The 19055-nt window shown below is 44.0% G+C and carries 16 protein-coding genes; 9 read left to right on the top strand and 7 right to left on the bottom strand.

Annotated elements, in window-relative coordinates; genetic code table 11:
* Positions 1 to 11 precede the first annotated feature (11 nt).
* The 3 genes from mmsB to ACYTPF_RS12060 all read left to right on the top strand — a co-directional run bounded on the left by mmsB (position 12) and on the right by ACYTPF_RS12060 (position 2972).
* Positions 12 to 887 (top strand): 3-hydroxyisobutyrate dehydrogenase, encoded by an 876-nt coding sequence (mmsB, locus tag ACYTPF_RS12070; protein WP_461852364.1) that lies wholly within the window; start codon positions 12 to 14, stop codon positions 885 to 887.
* A gap of 527 nt (positions 888 to 1414) precedes the next feature.
* Positions 1415 to 2137 carry a lipocalin/fatty-acid binding family protein gene (locus ACYTPF_RS12065; RefSeq protein WP_461852363.1) on the top strand — a complete coding sequence of 241 codons (723 nt, stop codon included), beginning with the start codon at positions 1415 to 1417 and terminating at the stop codon, positions 2135 to 2137.
* A 70-nt stretch (positions 2138 to 2207) separates the two neighbouring features.
* Positions 2208 to 2972 (top strand): zinc-dependent metalloprotease family protein, encoded by a 765-nt coding sequence (locus tag ACYTPF_RS12060; RefSeq protein WP_461852362.1) that lies wholly within the window; start codon positions 2208 to 2210, stop codon positions 2970 to 2972.
* A gap of 70 nt (positions 2973 to 3042) precedes the next feature.
* On the opposite strand, the gene ACYTPF_RS12055 is transcribed toward ACYTPF_RS12060, so the two are convergent.
* Positions 3043 to 5073, bottom strand: a complete 2031-nt coding sequence (locus ACYTPF_RS12055) for a BCCT family transporter (protein WP_269916618.1) — start codon at positions 5071 to 5073, stop codon at positions 3043 to 3045.
* 246 nt (positions 5074 to 5319) lie between these two features.
* Complete coding sequence (gene dld / locus ACYTPF_RS12050; RefSeq protein WP_461852361.1) at positions 5320 to 7053, bottom strand: D-lactate dehydrogenase; 1734 nt, start codon at positions 7051 to 7053, stop codon at positions 5320 to 5322.
* Between the two features lie 277 nt (positions 7054 to 7330).
* Here dld and ACYTPF_RS12045 point away from each other — a divergent pair, with 277 nt between their 5' ends.
* Positions 7331 to 8008, top strand: a complete 678-nt coding sequence (locus tag ACYTPF_RS12045) for a helix-turn-helix transcriptional regulator (RefSeq protein WP_179984515.1) — start codon at positions 7331 to 7333, stop codon at positions 8006 to 8008.
* A 36-nt stretch (positions 8009 to 8044) separates the two neighbouring features.
* On the opposite strand, the gene ACYTPF_RS12040 is transcribed toward ACYTPF_RS12045, so the two are convergent.
* The 5 genes from ACYTPF_RS12040 to ACYTPF_RS12020 form a co-directional block, all read right to left on the bottom strand.
* Positions 8045 to 8806: a CsgG/HfaB family protein gene (locus tag ACYTPF_RS12040; protein WP_179984516.1), complete on the bottom strand. Its 762-nt coding sequence runs from the start codon at positions 8804 to 8806 to the stop codon at positions 8045 to 8047.
* Between the two features lie 8 nt (positions 8807 to 8814).
* Positions 8815 to 9270, bottom strand: a complete 456-nt coding sequence (locus ACYTPF_RS12035; RefSeq protein ID WP_232091236.1) for a curli assembly protein CsgF — start codon at positions 9268 to 9270, stop codon at positions 8815 to 8817.
* A complete protein-coding gene (locus ACYTPF_RS12030; RefSeq protein WP_269916610.1) occupies positions 9264 to 9611 on the bottom strand; it encodes a CsgE family curli-type amyloid fiber assembly protein in 348 nt (115 codons plus the stop codon). The genes ACYTPF_RS12035 and ACYTPF_RS12030 overlap by 7 nt, the downstream gene beginning before the upstream one ends.
* A 100-nt stretch (positions 9612 to 9711) precedes the next feature.
* Positions 9712 to 11157, bottom strand: a complete 1446-nt coding sequence (locus ACYTPF_RS12025) for an autotransporter outer membrane beta-barrel domain-containing protein (protein WP_461852360.1) — start codon at positions 11155 to 11157, stop codon at positions 9712 to 9714.
* A gap of 29 nt (positions 11158 to 11186) precedes the next feature.
* Entirely contained in the window at positions 11187 to 11699 is a 513-nt protein-coding gene (locus ACYTPF_RS12020; RefSeq protein WP_461852359.1) for a curlin subunit CsgB, read from the bottom strand.
* Positions 11700 to 12140: 441 nt separating this feature from the next.
* Between ACYTPF_RS12020 and ACYTPF_RS12015 the strand changes: the two genes are divergently transcribed.
* The 5 genes from ACYTPF_RS12015 (at position 12141) to ACYTPF_RS11995 (ending at position 18983) form a co-directional block, all read left to right on the top strand.
* Positions 12141 to 14663, top strand: coding sequence for a S8 family serine peptidase (locus tag ACYTPF_RS12015; RefSeq protein ID WP_461852358.1), 2523 nt, complete (start codon positions 12141 to 12143; stop codon positions 14661 to 14663).
* Between the two features lie 209 nt (positions 14664 to 14872).
* Positions 14873 to 15529 carry a response regulator gene (locus ACYTPF_RS12010; RefSeq protein WP_461852357.1) on the top strand — a complete coding sequence of 219 codons (657 nt, stop codon included), beginning with the start codon at positions 14873 to 14875 and terminating at the stop codon, positions 15527 to 15529.
* The gene (locus tag ACYTPF_RS12005) at positions 15529 to 17100 is read left to right on the top strand and encodes a sensor histidine kinase (protein ID WP_461852356.1); all 1572 of its coding nucleotides are present in this window, start codon (positions 15529 to 15531) and stop codon (positions 17098 to 17100) included. The genes ACYTPF_RS12010 and ACYTPF_RS12005 overlap by 1 nt, the downstream gene beginning before the upstream one ends.
* Positions 17101 to 17394: 294 nt before the next feature.
* A complete protein-coding gene (locus ACYTPF_RS12000; RefSeq protein ID WP_179984524.1) occupies positions 17395 to 18150 on the top strand; it encodes an SDR family NAD(P)-dependent oxidoreductase in 756 nt (251 codons plus the stop codon).
* 8 nt (positions 18151 to 18158) lie between these two features.
* The gene (locus ACYTPF_RS11995; protein WP_461852355.1) at positions 18159 to 18983 is read left to right on the top strand and encodes a 2-keto-4-pentenoate hydratase; all 825 of its coding nucleotides are present in this window, start codon (positions 18159 to 18161) and stop codon (positions 18981 to 18983) included.
* The last annotated feature ends 72 nt before the right edge of the window (positions 18984 to 19055 follow it).

Below are 19055 nucleotides of genomic sequence, written 5' to 3'. Positions count from 1 at the left end.
AGGAGACTATTATGACCACAGTTGCATTTATTGGCCTAGGTAATATGGGCTCAGGGATGGCAGATAACCTGGTTAAGAACGATTACAACGTATTGGCCTTTGACTTAAGCGAAGCGGCGCTGGCCAAAGCCAAAGAAGCAGGCTGCACTATTGCGAAAAGTACAGAGCAAGCTGCTGCTGAGGCCGACATCGTTATCACTATGTTACCAGCAGGCAAGCACGTAAAAGATATCTATTCAAATCAGATCTTGGCTTCTGTCCGCGAAGGCACCTTGCTTATTGATTGCTCCACTATCGACGTAGAAACGGCGAAGAGTGTGTCAGAATTAGCTGAGAAAAAAGGCCTTAAAATGCTGGATGCGCCAGTTTCTGGTGGTGTTGCAGCGGCTGCAGGCGGCACGCTTACGTTTATGGTGGGTGGCGACGCTGATGCATTTGACAAAGCCCATGGCGTACTTAGCGCAATGGGCAAAAAAATTGTTCATGCGGGCGGCCATGGTGCGGGACAAGCAGCAAAGATTTGTAACAACATGTTACTTGGCGCGACCATGATTGCGACGTGTGAAAGCTTCCAGCTGGCGCAAAAACTTGGCTTAGATGCGCAAGTGTTCTTCGATATCGCGTCAAATGCCTCGGGACAGACATGGTCAATGACCACCTACTGCCCTGTAAAAGGTGTAGGGCCACAAAGCCCTGCTGATAACGATTTTGCTGGCGGTTTCGCTTCTGCGCTTATGCTCAAAGACTTGGGGCTGGCCATGCAGGGCGCGAAGGGCGTCAACGCGCAAGTACCTATGGGTGAGCTTGCTGCAAAGTGGTTTGAAATGCATTGCGAAGAAGGCAATGCAGGGATGGATTTCTCTTCAATAATCAACCGATTAGCGTAAGAAAATCAACAGTTTTCCGACGGCTACTTTCCCTCAGAAGAGGTGGCCTTCTTACTGAGCGAGTAAAGGATTTTACTCGCTCTTTTTTATCTTTTGCCTCCTATCCCGCTTGTTTTTGCGCTGTTGTTACCTCGCTAGTTCCCGTACCAAGCGGAATTATTCCTTTGTTATTTGATGTCCCCTTTTCATCATCCAGAAGCCATTTTTAGGTGACCTATTCGTTCTCACCAATCTAATTAAAACGAGCTGACTCGGTGTTGGGTCTACATCTTGCAAACTGGCATTTCAACGAAGAAATTTACACTGCACTAAAGGGCTAAATTTAATACACCCTTATGCAAACTAATACTTTTACAACAGTAAAAATATTATACGTTTTAAGGACTTACTTAATTCATTAAGCAATTTCACTAAACACATTGGTTCTTCGAGCCTCTCATTTAAAGTAAGCGTGAAGAAGCAGTGTGTCGCTAAATTCTAACGTTCAATTTCCTAAATTCAGTAAGTAAAAATAAAAGGAACACAAAATGAAAAAGCGTATTGTTGCTGCTTCGACGGCAATTTTAGCAATTGGCTGTATTTTCGCCTTTATCGACACTTCTCCTTCTCACAAAAATGAGGTAGCGACGGCGAAAACAGATACAAAATCAGTTGGTAAAGAAAGCGCTGTTGAAAAGCAACGAAACGGCAAAGTGCTATCGACCGGTGTCGATAACTTCAAACCCAAAAATGAAGCCGAGCTAAAAGCTCAGGCTACAACTACTACTAACGGTAAATCAGAGAAAGACACCATCGTCTGGACAACATCAGAAGATGGCAAAAAGGTACTTGAAGCAGAAGGCTATATTCCCGCTGACGTAACCGATGAAGCTTACATTGAGCTTGATCGTGAAGAATTAATGACGGTAGAAGTTGGCGAGTATCTCGATTTATATATCCCACAGTTCGGTGGCAGTTACACCGGTGAAGTTGACCACGTTGTCACTCATCCAAACGGCGATCGTACCGTAGAGGCCCACATCCCAGGAGCGGGCTCTCTCTACGCTGCCGTTATAACGCTTGGCGAAAATGCTACCTACGGAAACTTAGCCACGCCTCGCGATGTGTTTGTGCTTGAAGGCAACGATAAATACGCATGGATCGCGCCTAAGTCTTCAATGATGCAAAACCACATCGAACGCGAACCCGACAGCGAACGCCCGCTTAGCGACGACAACGCTGAAGAAGTCTTCGATCTCGGTCAAAACTAATCCCCTAGTGCCTGTTGAGCTTCACAGGAAATTCAACAAGCTCAAATAAAACAACAAGAAGGATATAAAAATGAAACACACATTTAAGTGTTTAACAGCAATGGCAGTTTCACTGCTTTGTGCATCAACAGTAACGGCAGCCACCATCGATGTGATGGTGCTTTACACCCAACCTGCTGCAAACACTGTGTCTAATATCGACACTAAAATTAACCAGTACATTTCACACGCCAACCGTGTTTATCAAAATAATGCGATAGATTTACAGTTGCGTTTAGTGGGCGCTCAGTCTTCTGCTGCTACATCTAGCGATCTACAACCCACTGAAAGTGCATTAGATTTGTTAACTGATAGCAGTGGTGTACAAAACGCACGAGCCTCTAACGGCGCAGACATGGTTGTGCTTCTAGGTAACCGTGAAAACATTTATGAAGGCGGCCAATTGGCAGGCTATGTATGCGGTATTGGCTGGGTAGGTCAAGGTACCAACGGTACTTTGTACTCTAGCTCGCAAAGCCGTATGTATAGCATCAGTGCTGTTGATTGCGGGTTATCTACATTCGTTCATGAGCTTGGTCACAACATGGGCTTAGGTCACTCTGTGCGCCAGGGTTCAGTTGGTGGCGTTTATAGTGACGGTATAGGACATGGCGTTGATAATAACTTCTCAACAATCATGGCTTATCCACAAGCATTTGGTAGCGCCACACAATTAGACTATTTTTCTGATCCATACTGGTCGGGCTGTAATGGTCAAGCGTGTGGTGTTGAAAATGAGTCAAATGCTTATCGTGCGGTAAACGCGGTCATCAACCAGATCGCTAACTACTATTAAGCAAATAAGTAATTAGGGGATACGAAGGGAAAGCGATGATGCTTTCCCTTCAATTTACTATCTAGTTCACCTACTTTTTGGGCTGCGTTAGCATGTCATCATAGGCATCCATTTCCCAGGGCAGTTCACCTGGACTGGTATCAAGGAAGTGCAAGTAGCTTTCAAACTGGTCCAAGATATCCTTGGCTATACTCTCCTTGTCATAGCCATAAATATCATAGGCTTGACCGCCGCGACGAAGGAACACTTCAGCACGAAAGTACTTTTCCGACTCGTCATCTTCGGAACGCAATTCTGCGTAACTAAAACCCGGTACTAAATATTCGGTCATTCGAATGTCGTAGATAAAGTCCATGTGATCGTGACGCTCAACAGTGAAGATCGCCCTTCCCGTTTCCTCTTCAAGCTTAACAAACGCCTCCCACTCTCGCGCTTTCAAAGCAGCTTGTACGTCTTTCATCGCCGCTATTACCGTTTTGTCAATAAACTCATGTACCTCGCTTCGGCTCGGATAATCGACCATTGCAGCAAACCGGCCTTTAAGGCTAGTTGTTCGGCCATGATTTCTATTCAATGTATTCGCCGTCAAACTATTGTTTCGATAGCCCTCGATGACAAGTGCACGCCACAGACCTGCTGCAGACGCTAACATAATAAAGGCGAATGGTAAGGCGCTTGCAATGGTCATCGTTTGCAGGGCATTCAGTCCACCAGCCAACAGCAATACTGCTGCTACCGTACCCTCTAAACAGGCCCAGAATATACGCTGCCAAACCGGGCTTTCTTCTTTACCACCAGAAGCAAGTGAGTCGATAACCAGCGACCCTGAGTCTGATGAGGTCACAAAAAATGTAATGATTAATAACACGGTCAAACCTGACATGATTGACGCGCCGGGTAACAAGTCGTAAAGCTTAAACAAGGCTACGGCTTCGTTCTCCTGTACATCACTAATAAGCGTTGTTACCCCTTGGTTCATGATGGCGTTTAACGCTGTATCGCCAAACACAGAAAACCAAAGGAAAGTAAACATGGTAGGCACTAGCATTACACCAAACACAAACTGCCTAATGGTTCTGCCCCGGCTTATTTTGGCAATGAACATGCCCACAAACGGCGCCCACGCAATGGTCCAGCCAAATATAAATAGGGTCCAGTTTCCAATCCAGTCACTACGACTGTAAGCTTGAAGATTAAAAGTGCGCTCGATAATACCGTTGACATAACTCCCTGTGTTTTGCAGAAAGGTCTCTAGAATATGAACGGTTTCCCCCATGACAAAAACTGTACCCATAAGAGATACAGCCAAAAGCATGTTCAGAATAGAAAGTCGCTTGATGCCTTTATCCATTCCCGCAATAACCGATATTGTTGCGGCTATCGTCACTATAGCGATAGTACCTACCTGTACCATGATATCGATGGGAATATCACCGGACAGATAGTTAAGCCCCGCATTGATTTGCGTAACAGATAGCCCAAGGGTAGTGGCGATACCAAACAGTGTTCCTAGAATGGCAAATACATCTACTGCGTGACCTATTGGGCCATAAATTTTATCCCCTATCAGCGGATATAAAGCAGAGCGAATAGATAGGGGCAAACCATGACGGAAAGCGAAATAGGCAAGCACCAAGCCCACTAGCCCGTAAATTGCCCAAATGTGGAAACCCCAGTGGAAAAACGCGATTTGCATAGCCTGCTTAGCGGCGTCGACCGTTTCAGCTGCTCCTGCAGGCGGCGAAGAATAGTGTAAAACAGGCTCTGCCACACCAAAGTAGAGCAGCGCTACGCCGTAGCCCGCAGAAAATAACATCGAGAACCACTCGGGAAAGCTATATTGAGGCTCAGCATGATCGGGCCCTAATTTTATGTTTCCCCAGCTAGATGACGCAATCGATACAATAAAGACCAAAAAGATTGCAACCGACAGCATATAGAACCAGCCAAAGCTTTCGGTTATCCATGCCAGTGTGCTGTTAAAAGCCTCGGCAGCGAGCTCCGGGTTACTGATTGTTCCGATAACCAGAAGCAGAATGATGGCAACGGCGGGAAGGAATACAGGAAGAAGAATGGTGGAGTTGTTTACTTGACCTTTCATAGCAAATCCCTTTTCACTTACAGGTAAACTGATAACCTGCGAAAGTTTAAACACTTTCTTTTGTTACTAGCGGAGATCGGGTTTGGTTCAGGTTAGTCCAGATTTAACAAGGTGGTGTAGATCTCAGAACTTGTTTAAAGCGCTAACTGCAAAAAGTTAGCTGGAAAGAAAAAGGGTTCTACTTGGTTTTAATTTAGAAAACAACAAGCAGAACCCTTTTAAAGTGCTTTTTATGTCATCAGACTTTTAGTGATGTCCACCACAACAGCCACCTTCATGCTCAGCCCAGTTTTTGAGTTTGGTAGTTTTACCTATGCCCGGGTTGAAGCTGTTGGTTGGGTCAAGTTCGCGATAGAAGTTCTTAAGTGCGTCTTTGGCAAAGTACTCATGACCCACATTATGCTCTGCAGGATACTCAGCACTTCTAGCATCAAAGGTTTCTAGAATTTTGCCTTTTAACACTTTCGCGTCGGCGCCTTTCTTCAATACATAGTTTTGATGCATAACGTGGCAAAACAAATGACCATAATACAGTTTGGTATCTATCTGATCGTCTATTTCTTTTGGTAGTACTTCAAACCAATCAGGATCGTTTCGGCGAAGCGCAACGTCTATGGTCATCATGGCACCCACTTCTTTGCTGTGCATTACGTGGTAGCGACCTATTGCTCCACCGGCAACAAAGCGGTGTAAAATCGCTTTATCTGCTTCTTCCTCGGTACACTCAAAGTAGCTGCCTTCATTAGTTTTGAAAAACTCATCTAGGTAGGCTTTGGCTTCATCTACCCCGTCGTTGCTCATTTCCAAAATCCAGTGATGCTGATATTTGTCCCTAAACTCTTCCATGCGCTTGGGTAAGTGATTAGGAAAAATATAGCTCATGTACTGCATAACGCGGTCTGACATTTTATTAGGTAAAAAACCTAACTTGTCGGTAAATGCATCGAATTTGCGCTTAAACGCAAACAGTTTTGGAATGAACTTCGCCCCAAGCTTACTGATAACGATAAACATATCTTTGCCGTACTTTTTCGACACGTCATAGCAATCGCGGTGAAGGTATTCACCCGAGTCAGGCAAATTCTTGAAGGTTGAAAGAATGTCGCGCCGCACTTTTGTAAATACAGCAGCGTCGTTTGAACCTACATAAAATACTTGTTTCTTTTCGGGAATTGGAAAGGTGTCTAGCCTTACTGCAAACACAGCAAGTTTGCCTGCACAGCCTGAGGCCTCATGAAGTCGCCTGCCGTCATTGTTAAAACGAGATGGCGTGTTAGAGTCAACGTCTCGTACGCGCTCATCATATTCATTATCTGAGGCGCGAGCGTCGGGGTGCTGTACATCGGTTTCTTTATAACGCTTGTTTTCAAGGTTATCTAAAATCTCTTCTGGTTCGCGACCTAGGTTAATGCCAAGGTTGTTTACCAAAGATAACTTGCCGCTGGCATCAATTTGCGCAAAAAGAGCAAGCTCGGTATAGGCTGGGCCTCTTTTTACTAAAGCGCCGCCTGAGTTGTTGCATATACCACCCACGATAGATGCACCAATGCACGATGAACCGATAACCGAATGTGGCTCTCGGCCATACGGCGCAAGCGTTTCTTCCAATCCAAATAGGGTACTGCCGGCTAAACCTACAATTTGTTTACCATTATCCACCAGCTGAATTTCATCAATGCGCATGGTGCTTATAATAACAAGAGGTCTATCGTAATCTTTACCGTCTGGTGTAGAACCACCCGTTAACCCTGTATTTGCCGCCTGCATAATTACCGCAACATCGGCTTCAACACAAAGCTTTAATACACGCCAAATTTCAACCAATGTTCCCGGTCTTACGACCGCGAGCGCTTCACCTGCGCCAAAGCGAAACCCTTTGGTATATGGCTGCTTTTTCGCTTTATCAGTTAACAAATAGGCTTGCCCTACTACATCGCGCATAGATGCAATCAAAGACTGAGTGTCAACATTTACGGTCATGGTTCTCTCTGTGTGTTGAAGTTTTGGAAGGATTAGCTTGGTGATGAACTATACACTAACGTCATTATTAACAAAGGGGGCAAACGTTTTTTATAGAGATAATTTACTTATATTTAATTCGCCGAGTACTTAAGAAAAACGGCTATTCTTAAGCAAAATTAATATAAGTTTTTCACTGTTACATTTTGTTACGCTTTGGCGCCGCAAGTAAGACCACAGGAGTATTGTAAAGCTATTGTATAGTTCGTAAGGTTGATGTACACGAAAAGGAGCTTTCATGTCACACCAAGCGTTCGTTTTAACAAGAAGTAGTTTCTCGGAAAATACTAAAAAGGATGGAGCTTACGAACGATTCCTTAGTATTTTGCCATCGTGTGGATTTAACGTTACAACTGGCGCTATCCACCCGCCTAGAAGCGTACTCAACAACACTTATACCTTCTTCATTGATGCACAGTATTGTGACCCTGCCGCCATGTTTAGCTTGCCGGTCGTTAACGATTATCCTGAATTAAACAAAGTGATTTTCAACGTGCCGGAAAGTAACATCGACTTTCATTACGCGGCACTTCAACACGGTATCAATGGGGTGTTTCATATCGAAGATAGTTTGGAATTGTTAGTTAGAGGTGTTCAGCAGGTTCAGGCAGGTAACAAATGGTTTAGTCGCGAAATTATGAGCCGCTATATTGATGCTAATCTAGTGCCAAAAACTAAGCCCGTTGCTGCGCTTCAGTCGTCGACTACAGTGCTAACCAAACGAGAATTGGCCATTACACGCAAAATTGCCGACGGTGCACAGAACCAAGAAATTGCAGATTGCTTGCATATCAGTGTGAATACGGTGAAAACACACGTATACAGCATATTCAGGAAAACAGAATGCAGAAATAGGGTTGAACTTATCAAATGGTTCGATCATCAGTTTAGTCAGCCCCAACAGGTAAGCTACTAAACTGACGAGCAATTAAATTAAAACACTGTATGGCGCTTACGCTTTGGCGCGCCATACTCCTTTCTCCATTCCTTGTAATACTAATTCACTCACCGCTTTCTCTATGCTTTGCTTAACGCATTCAAACATGGGTTCGTTGGTGGTGTACCCCGTTTCGGCTTCAAGCAAACGCTTTAGCGAAACGTACCTAAACAATCCCGCTCTCACTTCTTGGCTCAGTACTTTTTTAGATGTTGAAACCGATACCAGTACTTGTCCCGTTCTCACATCAACCGCGCGCATATAGATAGAAATTTGATCTTCTCTAAACAACTCACTCGCGCCGACACCAAAATATTCAACGCCAGCCCCACCAGTACGAATATTGGTGTCGTAGCTAATTATGCCGCCTTCTATAATAATTCTAGCAGTCGTGAGTGGCGGTAAATCGCCCCCGTTTTTTTCGTCGGCCCGGATAATTTTTCTTTCCGTAAGAATATTTTGTAGCCCTTCGCGCTCAACAGGTAAAAACCACGATGTTTCACTTAGGGTTTGTACAAGGATAGACGTAGCCCCCTGTGTCACTGCAGTTGAAAAAGAGCTCGCTCCCGTACTCGGTTTGTATTGCCCAGTTTGATCCCTAAACGCGTACACGGAGACCGGAATTTGTCCCATGGGTGCCGGTAAACTTTTTACTTCAGAGAGGGTGGCGCTATCTTTGATAATATCCGCAGCCGTAGTATCAGGCGGGAGTGTATTTGTGATGGACTGGCAACCAGTGAGTGCCAAGGCCAATAATAAATAAACGGTACTTCTCATGTGTTTCCCTACCCAAACCGTGGAATTTCTACAATGGTGACTTCACCTGTCAACAAGTTAGTGATGTTCACGATAATACTGTCAGCGTTACTCGTTATAAGCTCAACCTGGAAGTCACCGCTAACAAAAATGCTATCTTGGTTAAAAATACTGTCTATCGGATTGCCATCTTCGTCGTATTCCTGCTCGCCAAAGGCGATATCTGTAATTTCACGAACAATTCGATTTATATAGGCTCGTTCTAATGACTCTTGAAGCCGCTCATCGTAAGAGCGTTCGCTTAAAGAAGCACTATGCGCGTTTTGTGAATTTGCCTTGCTTAATAAAAATGAACCATTAAGTGGGTTGCCACCAAAAGACGGATTTATTGGCTCATAAACCAATTCAGTTGCCAGCGTTATTGCAGGCGCAACTAACGTCGCCACTGTAAGCGCTGCAATTACAATTTTTTTCTTCATTACCATTCGTCCCCTGCTAAATCTGGGCTTCTACTGTCTATACTCGCATTGGCTACCGCGTCTAATACCAAAAAGATAGCTTGCTGTACTTTCTCATCTATCGGAACTTGCCTACGTCCCATATAAGTTTGATACACCACTTTATTGTCGTAAATTACTGAAAGTAGCGTTCCGGCTTGAGGCACTATGATTTCTTTAACTACTAAGTTTTTACCTGAGCTGTCGGGAACTTCCCGCCAATATTGACTAATTCGCGAAGCAAATTCGTGACCCTGGCGGCTTATACTGTTATCGAGCAGTAGCCCGCCTAAGCGAATTTCTTCCGCATGAACCGGAGAAAAGAGCACACTTAAAACTAGTGTGAGAAAAGAGAGATGATGCAAATACTTCATTTTATTGAATTGAGCCGGGCTAACGCCCGGCTATTCATTCTGTACTTTAGTACATTTACATCTGAACGACGGTCGCTACGTTGTAATCACCAACTTGCGTAACACTTACCGTGCCGCCGTTGCCAGTTATACTACCCGTAACTAAATTGTCGTTGCCCATTTGCGTTACTTCAAAGGTATTCATATCGCCTGAAATAACAAATTGACCACCCGTCTCGTCTGTTACCCAGTTTCCAACACCTTCTTGCATAACACTAACTACGTTGTCGTCACCATTAACAAGCAAATCTAGTAGGTTAAGCTCACCTGTTTGCGACACCATAATTTCGTTGTAGCTCGAAGTAACGTTGCTAGCTAACTCAACTGATGCATCGTTTTCAATACCCTCTTGCGACATTTCGATGATATTGCCATCCGCATAGTAAGTTGCATCTCCAATACCTGCTTGAGCCAACGCCAAGTTTGCATCGCCATCTTGTTCGATTTCAACGGTGTTTAAAATGCCATCAAAGTTTACTGTGCTGATTTCGTTGGCATCACCCACCTGAGTCAAATCGAACTCATTAAATAAACCAATCACCCCTGCGTAAGCGGTGTTACCCTCTCCCACTTGGTTAATTTCGAAAGTATTCGCTTGCCCACCGACGGTTTCTACCGTAGCAAGGTTTACATCGCCAATTTGGTCAATGTTGACTTCATTGGCTGAACCTTCGAACACGCCTGTAGTAATTTCATTGCCGTCGCCATCTTGTTCGAACTCAAGCACATTAGCATCGCCAATCATGGTCCAAGCGATAACGTTCTCATCGCCATCTTGGTCAATTTCAACTTCATTATCAGACCCAATTACGGTTAAATCTGAAATGTTGTAGTAACCATCCTGAATAACATCAATTACGTTAGCATCGCCGCTCAGTTCGCGAACATAGGATTCGTGCCAGTCACCGCTTTGATCAACATAAACCGTATTGTCGTTACCAGAAATCGCATTATTAGCCCAGTTACCACCATCGCCTTGATACACAGATAGCGTATTGCCGCTACCCACAATGCTGTTTATCGAGCGATTAAAGATAAAGCCAAACGGGCCGCCGTCACCTAATTGAACAAGTGAAACCGTGTTGTCGTCACCCTCAACTACGAAATCTGCTGTGCTGCTTAGGCTATCTTGCTCTGATTCTAAAAAATTGCCGTTGCCAGTCACACTTGCAAAAAAGGTGTTACCTGATTGCATTTGCGATGCAAGCACTTCGTTAGCGTCACCAGTTACTTCTACAACAATCGCGTTAAGGTCACCTTCCTGGCTTAACACTGACTCATTACCTACTTCGTTTCCCTCTGGTGCCGTTTGGGTTAGCGTAATTTCATTGCCTTCTGCCGCAGCTACAAAATCTGCTGTGGCGTTAAAGTCTACCGTTTTAGTTGCAGGAACTTCCTGAGCTGACGCCCACCCTGATGCTGCTACTAAAAGCAATGCACTAGCTATTTTTGTTTTTTTCATTTTCACGTTGTCTCCCTATGGCAATCACATCATTCTTGATATTGTGTGATGTTAATTACCATTTCGTTCCCTATCTGATAAACAGTGAAAGACTGCTCACCTAATTGATTGACATTGGCAACATTGTCGAGCCCATCTTGAATAATTTCGAAATAGTTGTTGTTGTTTTGCTGCAGCAAATTCACAACGTTGCCTTCACCAAGTTGAGTGATGATAGCTTCGTTATTACTGCCGTTTTGAACAACGTTCGATAGGTTGGCGCCGTTGCCGCTTTGGATAATGTTAGTTATGTTATTCAGCCCAAACTGACTGACAGCAATGAAGACCGTTTCATCGTCTATCGTAATAGCTTGAGCATTCAGACTCATTGAAAGAGAAGATTCCACCATGTCGGAGCTTGTTGATAAATCAGACTGTTGGGCATAGACAGAAGAGTTGACGATTAGAAGACCACACACCGCTGAAGCTAAAAGCGCATTGGCTTTTAATGCTTTTACGTTTTTAGCGCATTGGTATTTTTTAACCTTTAGTTTCTTGTCCATGAGAACGACTGCTTCCTTGATTTACAACAAAGGTGACCCTTCTATAAAACGCCTTAAAAGCGAGAGAATCCATCACCATTAAGTTGTATTTATTACATTCGAAATAACATCAGCATGCGTTTCATTAGCATTCTTGCGGTTAATGCTAATACCTTAGTGCTAGTTTTGTTTAAAAATCACATTCAAAAAAATTGTTGGTAAGACCTCTTGGCTAATATAGGAGACAGCGCCTCGTTTTGGGTACGCTGTCTAATAATTAAGTACCACTTCACTTATTATTTATAGTCATGGCCTAGTGGTTAAGTTGTATTTTTATACTAATTTTTGCGTTAAGGGTGGCAGGTTTTCTAAATTGCGTTATAAGTTTTAATCGTTAGTTATATCAGACCGAATGAGAAGGTTTCGTGATTAAAGCATTATTGCTAATTATGGAATCTAACTATGAAAACAAAGCCTTTTAAAACAGGCCTTTCAGCACTGTCATTAGCCCTACTTCCGCTAATGGCTTCTAGCCACGCACATGCCGCGAAAGCCGAAATTTTCGATGACAGCGTTATTGTTGTGTACAAAGAAAATGTGAGTAAAGCGGAAAAAATGCGCGCTCGTTCATCAGTGGGCGCAAGAATCAGCGACGCTAATCGTGATGAAGTGGATGATCGATTCGCCAACCTTCTAAATGGCCGCATTGCCAAACTTCAACTTCGTGGAAAATCGGTTAAAGACGCCATTGAAACTTTGAAGAAAAACCCAGCGGTTAAAATTGCCGAGCCAAACTTTTTATATCGCAAAGCATTAATTCCTAACGACCCGTCTTACGGTGACCTGTGGGGGTTGGATAATACCGGACAAGCAGGCGGCACCGCTGATGTAGATATTGATGCACCAGAAGCATGGGAAATTACAACAGGTGATAGCGATGTAGTGATAGGTGTTATCGATACCGGCGTTGATTACAACCATGAAGACCTTGCAGATAATGCATGGGTAAACCCAGGTGAAATCCCCGGCAACGGCATTGATGATGATGGCAACGGCTACATTGATGACGTTTACGGAATTGATACAGCAAACGGTGATACCGACCCTATGGACGATGATTCTCATGGTACGCACGTAGCTGGAACTATTGGTGCTGTGGGCGGAAACGGTATAGGTGTAGTTGGCGTAAACCACGATGTGTCTATCGCTGCCTGTAAGTTCCTAGGTGCAGATGGAACGGGTTCAACCGCTGGAGCTATCGAATGTATTGATTACTTCACCGACCTGAAAGAAAACCGTGGCGTTAACGTAAAAGCTACGAACAACAGCTGGGGCGGTGGCGGCTACAGTGAAGCGCTAGAGACCGCTATTGAAGTGGCTGGCCAAGCTGGAATTTTGTTTGTTGCTGCAGCAGGTAACTCTGGTTCAGACAATGACAACGTCGACAACTATCCGTCTAACTATGTCACTACAACAAACAGTTTATTGGCAGTTGCAAGTCACACTCGAACTGACGGCGATAGCGGCTATTCATACGGTCTGGAAACGGTGGATATTGCAGCGCCAGGTACAGCTATTTTATCTACTATACCCGGTGACGGCTATGCCGCATACTCTGGTACATCAATGGCTACGCCACATGTTGCGGGTGCAGCGGCTCTTGTATGGTCATTAAACCCAGAGCTTACACCGTCAGAAATGAAAGAGCTGTTAATGACTACCGGTGAAACTAGTCTTTGGGCTGACGGTCGCACAGTTTCAGGCAACCGTCTTAATGTGCTAAATGCATTAGAGGAAGCTGATCCAACACCTGGCTTTAAATTGGGCATCACACCAGGTTCAGCAGAAATTGAAGCAGGTGAAGCTTATACTTTCACTATTGAAGTTGGCTCAATTGCTGGCTACGAAGAAGAAATACAGCTTTCTCTTGCCGAAGAAAGTGACATTGCTTATTTAAGTGCTAACACGGCAATGCCTGGCGACTCCATTACGCTTACAGTAGAAACCTCTGAGGATACGCCTTGGGGCGCTTATAGCTTTACCGTTAATGGTGTAAGTGGTGATATTGAGAAGTCTAAATCTGCTAGCCTTTACGTTTACCCGCAAGGGCTAAATGAGTTCCCTTACGCATATTCAGGCGATGCTGTACCTACGTTACCGAACGAAGAAGATCCAGATGATGTGGGCGTTGATCTCGTGATCAATGTACCGGATGACCTAACGGTGTTTGGTATGCAGGCATCGGTAGACATCACGCATACATATAGTGGTGACCTAGTACTATCACTTACTTCCCCTCAGGGTACAACTACCGTTCTGCGTCAAAACCAAGGTGGCGGCACAGATGATATCGTTGAGAGCTATAACACTGATGCCTTTAACGGCGAAGTGGCTACTGGCGATTGGACCTTGAACGTGCTTGATACCTTCAACGGAGATAACGGTACCGTAAATACATGGAGCCTAGTGGTTACCGGTATTGGTGAAGTAGGGCCTACACCGCCGAACTCTGCATTTGCTTATGACGCTTCAGGTCTATCAGTGAGCTTTACTAACAACAGTAGCGACGTTAATGACGACATTGTTAGCTACAGCTGGGACTTCGGTGATGGTGCGACTTCAACAGAAGAGAACCCAACTCATGTTTACGCAAGTACAGGTGCCTATGATGTAACCCTTACGGTTACTGACTCTGAAGGCCAAACTGGCGTTTCGACAGAGACAGTGTCGGTTTCAGACAGCAATATTGTTGCCGAAATTGACCGCGCTATGCTTTCTCGCTTCGGCTCACTACGTGTAGATTTATCTTACAGCGGCTCAATGGCTGATACTGTAATGATTTATCGCAATGGTGAACTACTTGAAGAAGTAAGCAATACTGGTCGTTATCGCGATAGAAGCCGTGGCGTTCAGCCTGGCGAATATACCTATATGGTGTGTGATGAAACGTCTGCGTGTTCAGCGCCAGTGACGGTAAACCTTTAATACCGCGTTTGGTATTGCTATTACACGCAAAGTGATTCTTAGTATTTAGCATGCTAAACACTAAAGCTTAAGTAACTGCCGGCCATGGATAGGCCGGCTTTTTTTTATGCAAAAAATTGAATGTACCGCTAATCTAAGCCATCGGCTTATTCCCTATAAGCCAAATACAACGTAAACTTTATGCATTAAGATAATAATTAGATTTTTCTATGCACATACTCCTCATTGATGACCATGAGATTGTAAGGGACGGCATTAAGACTCTTATCGAGCAAGAGTATGGCTGGCACGTCACGTACGCTGTAAGTTCATTAAGCGCACTCCCCTCCTTCGCGTCTTTAGACGACATAGATGTAGCAGTTTTGGACATCTCCTTAGCTCAAGAAAATGGTTTTGACACGCTTATCAAAATTAAGAAAGAGGCCCCATTTGTAAAATGCTTGATGCTAAGCATGTACGATCACGTGGGTTATATTAGTAAAGCGCTTGAGCTTGGCGCCGATGGCTACGTTACAAAAAGTGCCGCCACAAAAGAGTTAATGGACGCCCTTGAGTCACTAGAAAAAGATGAAAACTATCTCAGTTCAGATATCAGTAAAAAATTAGCGTTTGGCGATAAGCGTCTGACCTCCATTCTCACAGAAAGAGAAAAGGAAGTTTTTTTGCTACTAGCTAAAGGTTTCCAACCTAAACAAATTGCCTATCACATAGATACTGCGCCAAAGACAGTCATGGTTCACAGAACTAATATTTACAAAAAGCTGAATGTTACTTCTCAATTTGGCTTGCTTCGCATAGCATTAGAAACTGGATACTTAGATGTATCTGACGTCATCTATGACGACACCCTAGTCAAAGCGGATTAATGAATATCACGCGGTATATCAACACTACCTATTTACAGATGGGTTTGATATATACCGGTCTATTTCACAGCGTATGGCTATTTAGCACCCAGTTTGAAATTATATCAGGCACTGTGAGTTGGTATTTACCCGCTGGCGTTCGCTTGGCCGCCTTTTTGTTATTACCGTTAGCAAGCTGGCCCTTGTTGCTTTTTTCAGAAAAATTAACCCACTTCATTTTATTCCATCCAGGGGGCGTTCTTGATAACACCGCCTTTTTAAGCGGAAGTGTCGGCTGGTATTTAGTGCACTTGTTAATATCACCCGCAGTAGTTTGTGGATGTGTTTATGTCTTTAGACGCCGCTTTGCAGCACCTTATATCGATAATGTCCGCAGTACCCTTGCTACCTTGGCATTCGGCGTGCTGATAAGCGTAGCGCTAGGCGCTGTGTTTCTCGGCAGAAGAGCTATTGAAGTACAAACTGACCTAGCGGCTTTTCTTTCTATTTTGTTCGATTTCTCTCTTGGTGACTTTGTAGGAATTATCGTTCTTTGCCCCCTTTTATTTGCGCTATACACTCGCCAGTACATTAATAAAAATGAATCAACACTGTTTATAACCGTGGGAACATGGTTACTTACTTTAGTTTTCAGTAGTTATCTCTATTCTCAAAATATTAATATAAGCTATCAAATTAAGTACCTCGCGGTATTTCCAGCTCTCTTCTTATCGTATCGCTATGCTGTGTTCGGTAGTGCGCTATCTTGTTTCTTTATTGGTATTACAGCGTTTGTGGTAGCCAGTCAGAGCGCTTTACCTCCCATTGAACATCAATTTTATATTTTAGCGCTATGCGTAAGTTGTCTCATTCTAGGGTCTTCTATCAACCAGTCGAGTAAGTTGAATAAAAAACTGGCCCGAAACAACGAAGACCTTGAAATTGCAGTACAAAACACACAAGCCCTCGCTGCCAAGCTAGTGGCATTACAAGAGGATGAAAGAAAGCGTTTATCTCGCGATCTGCACGACGATTTTGGCCACCGCATCGTCGATTTAAAACTTCAGTTATCATTGATTGACACAACCAAAGACCACGACATCTTAATCGACAAAATAGATGCTTTGTACCAGGCAATGAAAAAGAGCCTAGGCGGTTTACGCCCTTCTGGCATCGACACTCTTCCCATCGAGAGCGTGATCGAACGCTCCGACATCATAACTACGCTGAAGCGCGCAAAAATAAATTTTTCATTCAATCTTAGCGGTACGCCTATTAATTTAAAGCCCGAGCAAAAAATACACATTTATAGGATAGTTCAGGAGGCGGTAACTAATAGCATCAAGTACGCTAACGCGAAGACACTTTCTATTGATATTTCCTATGAGTCGCAAAGTGCAACATTCACTGTAGCTGATGATGGTGCGGGTATACCCGACACCAAAGAAGGTACAGTTGACGCTAAGCCCACACTCGGCCTGCTTTCCATGAAAGAGCGCGCTAAGTTGATAGATGGAACGCTTGATATAACTAGTTTTACCCCATCAGGGACTGTGGTTCGCCTTTCTATCCCCACCTACAACATTCAATAGCACTTTTTATAAACTGAACTAAGATGAAAAATTGGACTTACCAATAAACGTAATAAAGACTTCACTTTTCGCGCTTTACTGATCCTTACCGACGCTATAACCCCCCTCTTTCCAAAAACAATAAAACCCTCTAATTTTCATAACATTAAACGTAAAAAAAGATTGAAACACCTGTACCGTTAAACAGAAATTCATAAAACAATGACAAAAAACACACAAAACAGGTAGACCAATTAATTTTATTGACCTAAGATTGGTTATACACAATGTAATACAACACAAAGAGTTATTGTTATGACGAAGAAAGTAGCACTGGTAACTGGAGCAACAGGCGGCATCGGATTTGAAGTTGCTAAAAGACTTGGCCAAGACGGTTTCACTGTTGTTTTAAATGGCATTGAAGACGATAAGGGCGCAGAGCGTGTAAAAGAGCTTAGCGACTTAGGTATTGAAGCAGAATACTATGGCTTTGACGTTACAAGCGATGAAGCAGTTGATAAAAACGTAAAAGCGATTGGCGATAAATACGGCAAGATCGACGCAGTCATTAATAACGCCGGCGGCCTTGGCGGACGCAGCCCAATGGAAGAAATGACAACAGAGTTTTACCGCTTTGTTATGGCACTGAACCTTGATAGTGCGTTCTTCGTTTCTCGTGCAGCTATTCCTTACTTAAAGAAATCTGACAGTGGCTCTATCGTAAATTACACATCTAATGCTGGTTGGAACGCTGGTGGCCCTGGTGCGGGTATCTATGGTGTTTCAAAAGGTGCGGTACATACTTTGACCCGTGCACTTGCTAAAGAACTTGCACCAGCAGGTATTCGTGTAAATGCTGTTTCTCCTGGCACCATTGATACGCCTTTCCATGCGCAAATTAAAGCGACTAAGCCAGAAGTATTTGCTTCTTGGAAAGATAACATCATGCTTGGTCGCCTAGGGCAGCCTGAAGAGGTTGCGTCTGTAGTGTCTTTCTTGGTAAGTGAAGATGCGTCATTTATTACTGCTGAAACCGTTCAAATTGGTGGCGGTCAGGCACTCGGGATTTAATCGTCACGATGTTTCCTGATAAACCACTTACAGAAGACGACCTGAAAACGCTTTCGAATACCCTGGTTAACGCACGCAAGCAAGCCACTGTATTAGAAACTTTTCCAGGTGATGTTCCGACAACTTTGGACGCGGCCTACCGCGTTCAAGACATGTCGCTTGAACAGTGGAACGACGAGATCACCGGCTGGAAAGTAGGCATGGTGATCCCCGAACTTCGCGATCAGATGGGCGCAGAGCGCTTAATGGGCCCAATCTTTAAAACGGTTACCCATTTCATCGGTCGTTCTCATGCAGACGATGAATTTGTTGAGTTAGAAGTCTACGCTGGCGGTATGGTTGCTGTTGAAGCCGAACTGGTATTTGAACTGGGAGATGAAATTACGCCCGGCTCAATTGATACCAAGGGTCCATTAAAGCACCTAATCAAAGCTGTGTATGCTGGTGTCGAGATTGCCAGTAGCCCTGTTATTGATTTAAATAGCTATGGCCCCACTGCCATCATCAGTGACTTTGGCGTAAACCAAGGTATGGTAATTGGCGCCCCTATAGCGTCGTGGGATACAGTGATTGAGCATATGCAGACATCTGTGTTCATTAATAAAGATCACATTAATACGGCACCATCAAACAACGTATTACGCGGGCCTATGGCGGCTGTTGCTTATTTAATTGACCAAGCTGCAGCGCGGAATATTACACTTCCAAAAGGCTGTATGATTTGCTCAGGCGCTATTACTGGCGTACATGACACAGTGGCTGGTGCCACATCTACAGTCACTTTCGAGGGTGTTGGGAATATCAACATGAAGCTGATTCCTGTATCAGCTTAAACCGACCTGCTAAAGCGGTAGTTTACTACGGTCAATTACCGCTTTTCTCTTTGCTTTTTATGCTACATTGTT

It is taken from the genome of Alteromonas sp. HB246098, from assembly GCF_054890645.1.
The sequence above is the reverse complement of the archived record's forward strand: the minus strand, read 5'-3'. Positions and strand labels throughout refer to the sequence as shown.

Coding starts and splice junctions, on each gene's coding strand:
- mmsB (WP_461852364.1), top strand. CDS start 12: ATGACCACAGTTGCATTTATTGGCCTAGGTAATATGGGCTCAGGGATG.
- ACYTPF_RS12065 (WP_461852363.1), top strand. CDS start 1,415: ATGAAAAAGCGTATTGTTGCTGCTTCGACGGCAATTTTAGCAATTGGC.
- ACYTPF_RS12060 (WP_461852362.1), top strand. CDS start 2,208: ATGAAACACACATTTAAGTGTTTAACAGCAATGGCAGTTTCACTGCTT.
- ACYTPF_RS12055 (WP_269916618.1), bottom strand. CDS start 5,073: ATGAAAGGTCAAGTAAACAACTCCACCATTCTTCTTCCTGTATTCCTT.
- dld (WP_461852361.1), bottom strand. CDS start 7,053: ATGACCGTAAATGTTGACACTCAGTCTTTGATTGCATCTATGCGCGAT.
- ACYTPF_RS12045 (WP_179984515.1), top strand. CDS start 7,331: ATGTCACACCAAGCGTTCGTTTTAACAAGAAGTAGTTTCTCGGAAAAT.
- ACYTPF_RS12040 (WP_179984516.1), bottom strand. CDS start 8,806: ATGAGAAGTACCGTTTATTTATTATTGGCCTTGGCACTCACTGGTTGC.
- ACYTPF_RS12035 (WP_232091236.1), bottom strand. CDS start 9,270: ATGGTAATGAAGAAAAAAATTGTAATTGCAGCGCTTACAGTGGCGACG.
- ACYTPF_RS12025 (WP_461852360.1), bottom strand. CDS start 11,157: ATGAAAAAAACAAAAATAGCTAGTGCATTGCTTTTAGTAGCAGCATCA.
- ACYTPF_RS12020 (WP_461852359.1), bottom strand. CDS start 11,699: ATGGACAAGAAACTAAAGGTTAAAAAATACCAATGCGCTAAAAACGTA.
- ACYTPF_RS12015 (WP_461852358.1), top strand. CDS start 12,141: ATGAAAACAAAGCCTTTTAAAACAGGCCTTTCAGCACTGTCATTAGCC.
- ACYTPF_RS12010 (WP_461852357.1), top strand. CDS start 14,873: ATGCACATACTCCTCATTGATGACCATGAGATTGTAAGGGACGGCATT.
- ACYTPF_RS12005 (WP_461852356.1), top strand. CDS start 15,529: ATGAATATCACGCGGTATATCAACACTACCTATTTACAGATGGGTTTG.
- ACYTPF_RS12000 (WP_179984524.1), top strand. CDS start 17,395: ATGACGAAGAAAGTAGCACTGGTAACTGGAGCAACAGGCGGCATCGGA.
- ACYTPF_RS11995 (WP_461852355.1), top strand. CDS start 18,159: ATGTTTCCTGATAAACCACTTACAGAAGACGACCTGAAAACGCTTTCG.